Raw genomic sequence first — 2,975 nt, 5'->3', positions numbered from 1 at the left:
CCCCTACCTCCCCCACCCCCCCTAGTCAAAACGAAGACCGTATAGGCTTTTTAACGATTTAGAATGGGTGGTTTATTTACGCCCTGTGGTACTAGAATCCTGTATAAAATTAAATTTTATGGAGTAGAAAAATAAAAAAATGTCTAATAACCGTTCTGGAATCTTTATTGGTGGTTTGATGTTAGGAACAGCTATCGGCACTTTAGTCGGTTTACTAGTTGCTCCGCGAACAGGACGTGAAACCCGTAAACTGATTAAAAAATCTGCCAATGCTATCCCCGAATTAGCGGAAGATATTTCTACCAGTGTCCAAATTCAGGCAGATCGTCTTTCTAGTAGCACCCTAGATAACTGGGAAGAAACTGTAGATAGATTGCGGGAAGCGATCGCTGTTGGCATAGATGCCACCCAGCGCGAAAGCCAAAGTTTCCACAAACAAAATACTGTTGATATCAGCAGCACCCCAGACGACACCGATTCCCTGACTGAAAAACTAGAACGTTCATAAATGCCATAATCGTGATTGATCCTTTATTTTGGCTGGGACTATCCATCCTCCTAGTTACTGTCAGTCTAACAACCGTTTTAGTGGCAGCCATCCCCGCTTTGCAGGAATTAGCCCGTGCTGCTCGTAGTGCCGAAAAATTCTTTGACACCCTTTCACGGGAGTTACCGCCCACTCTCAACGCTATCCGCGACACCAGCATAGAAATAACAGACTTAACCGAGGATGTCAGTGAAGGTGTCAAAAGTGCCGGTCAAGTTGTTAAACAATTTGATCAAAGCCTGGATAATGCCAAGAAACAAGCAGAAAGTATGCAAATCGGCACTCGTAGCGTCTTCATTGGCTTTAAAGCCGCTTGGAAAAGTTTCACACGCCAAAAAAATCCCAGGAAAAATACAAAAACACTTGCCAATCCGAAAACCGAATGAGAAACTACCGAAACATACAGCAGAAGTCAGGACTCAGGAGTAAAATTGGCTTTGCAGTTATACTCAAAACGGCTAGAAGCTGGACTTTTTTATCATACAAAGAACAAGGTTCAAAGCCTCTCCAGTATTAAATATTATTCCTTTTCCCTCTCCTCTTAGGAGAGGGTTAGGGAGAGGTGCAAAAGAGAGGTTTACCAGAGGGGTTTCATATTTGGTTAAACTATGAACCGTTTCAATTTGCCGTATCAAATTTAACTATGTGCATATTTAAGTGTTGATACCATCAAAAATCAAGCATTTTTGTGGAGTTTATTCCTGACTCCCGACTCCTGTTCCCAATTTCTTGATCAGATTTTGTTAAGATACCTAAATATTAGAGTAAAGTAAAGAAGTGTAAAGAAATATCACTTTTACATTACGCTTTAACAAGCACTTGTTACATTATCCTCTTGATTCTATAGTATAAAAACGTTCATGCACCTGTGTCTTTGGCGACGAATTTTAGTATCAATTGCCGTATTTTGCTTTGTTGGCTCAATTTTAGTAATTGATTCCCCATCAGCCCTAGCTTATGAAAATCCCGATTTACTACCCAGCTTTGTAACACCAGTAGTAGATTTAGCAAAAACTCTCCCTGACCCCCAAGAAGAAAAGCTAGTTAAAGAATTAGAACAGTTTGAAACTGACACCGGTTGGAAACTGCGTGTTTTAACTCAGTACGACCGTACCCCAGGTAGAGCAGTGATTAAATATTGGGGTTTAGATGATAAAAGTATTCTTTTGGTAGCAGATGCCCGTGGTGGTAACATCCTCAGCTTTAGTGTGGGTGATGCAGTTTATGAATTCTTACCTCGCACGTTCTGGATTGAACTACAAACTCGCTTTGGTAATTTATACTTTGTTCGTGAAGAAGGAGAAGATCAAGCCATTCTCCAGGCTCTAAATTCAGTTAAAGGTTGTTTACTCAAAGGTGGTTGTAACGTCGTTCCAGGACTACCTAGAGAACAATGGATACTCACCCTTGTTACCTCCGCTGTTGGCGGGATTATTTGTGGTTTTGCTGGCCAACCCCGTGGCGATAAAAAAATAGTTGCTTGGCAATGGGCATTAATTTTCTCACCTTTATGGGGAATGTTATTTATTGCCTTCGGTATTGCTCCAGTTATTACCCGGACAACCGATTGGTTGCCTCTAGTCCGCAATATTTCCGCTTTTGCCATTGGTGCTTTAGTAGCTTATTTATCTCCCATGCTGAATCGGATTTCTCCCGATGCTGAATCCTGAAAAGTGACTGGGGAATAGGGATTAGGAAGGGAAATTTGCAATTTTACAGTTCAAACTCCAAAATACTGATAAGCTGAAAGCTAATATATAAGAAGCTAAATAGCAATGGAATGGCACGTAACTGATGCTCAAAGTTTGGCAATTATTGATAATGAAATTGGTGATCATATTTTTTCACCAGCAGAGTATGAAATCGTCCGTCGCGTAGTTTACGCTACAGCCGATCTTGAGTATAAATCCTTGATTCGGTTTTCAGAGCAAGCATTACAAGCTGGAGCAGCCGCCTTAGCTACGCGAACTACTATTGTGGTAGATTCGCCAATGGTGCAGGTGGGTATATCCCACGATATTCAAAATACTTTTGCTAATCCAGTGTATTGCAGTATGGAAGCAATAACACGACCCCAAAAGGAAAAAACCCGTGCAGCTTGGGGCATTGAAACTCTGGCTAGGCGTTATCCAGAAGGGATATTTGTAGTTGGTCAAGCACAAACAGCCTTAACTGCACTGGTGGAATTAATTGAAGCGGAAGAAATTAGACCCGCTTTAATAGTTGCTACCCCAGCAGGTTTTATCAATTCAAAAATTGTAAAAGAACGATTACAAGAATCCTTAGTTCCTTATATTACTGTTGAAGGTCGCAAGGGTAACGCTGTCGTAGCTGCTGCTATTGTTGATGGTTTAGTGGATTTGGCTTGGCAAGCCTATGGACAGGATAGAAGTGTAGGCGGATGATCTAGGGCGGGGAGTTGGGGGAG

4 protein-coding genes are annotated in these 2,975 nt (G+C 41.5%); all 4 read left to right on the top strand.

What is annotated here, in order from left to right:
* Window positions 1-139 precede the first annotated feature (139 nt).
* Window positions 140-508 (top strand): YtxH domain-containing protein, encoded by a 369-nt coding sequence (locus IQ228_RS24090; RefSeq protein ID WP_027403264.1) that lies wholly within the window; start codon window positions 140-142, stop codon window positions 506-508.
* Between the two features lie 11 nt (window positions 509-519).
* Window positions 520-933 carry a hypothetical protein gene (locus tag IQ228_RS24085; protein ID WP_035082915.1) on the top strand — a complete coding sequence of 138 codons (414 nt, stop codon included), beginning with the start codon at window positions 520-522 and terminating at the stop codon, window positions 931-933.
* Window positions 934-1,407: 474 nt separating this feature from the next.
* Window positions 1,408-2,217 (top strand): TPM domain-containing protein, encoded by an 810-nt coding sequence (locus IQ228_RS24080; RefSeq protein WP_027403263.1) that lies wholly within the window; start codon window positions 1,408-1,410, stop codon window positions 2,215-2,217.
* Window positions 2,218-2,322: 105 nt separating this feature from the next.
* Window positions 2,323-2,952, top strand: a complete 630-nt coding sequence (locus IQ228_RS24075) for a precorrin-8X methylmutase (protein ID WP_027403262.1) — start codon at window positions 2,323-2,325, stop codon at window positions 2,950-2,952.
* The last annotated feature ends 23 nt before the right edge of the window (window positions 2,953-2,975 follow it).

The sequence above is a fragment of the Dolichospermum sp. LEGE 00246 genome, assembly GCF_015207865.1.
GTDB classification, from domain to species: Bacteria; Cyanobacteriota; Cyanobacteriia; order Cyanobacteriales; family Nostocaceae; genus Dolichospermum; species Dolichospermum heterosporum.
The sequence above is the reverse complement of the archived record's forward strand: the minus strand, read 5'-3'. Positions and strand labels throughout refer to the sequence as shown.

Coding starts and splice junctions, on each gene's coding strand:
- IQ228_RS24080 (WP_027403263.1), top strand. CDS start 1,408: ATGCACCTGTGTCTTTGGCGACGAATTTTAGTATCAATTGCCGTATTT.
- IQ228_RS24090 (WP_027403264.1), top strand. CDS start 140: ATGTCTAATAACCGTTCTGGAATCTTTATTGGTGGTTTGATGTTAGGA.
- IQ228_RS24075 (WP_027403262.1), top strand. CDS start 2,323: ATGGAATGGCACGTAACTGATGCTCAAAGTTTGGCAATTATTGATAAT.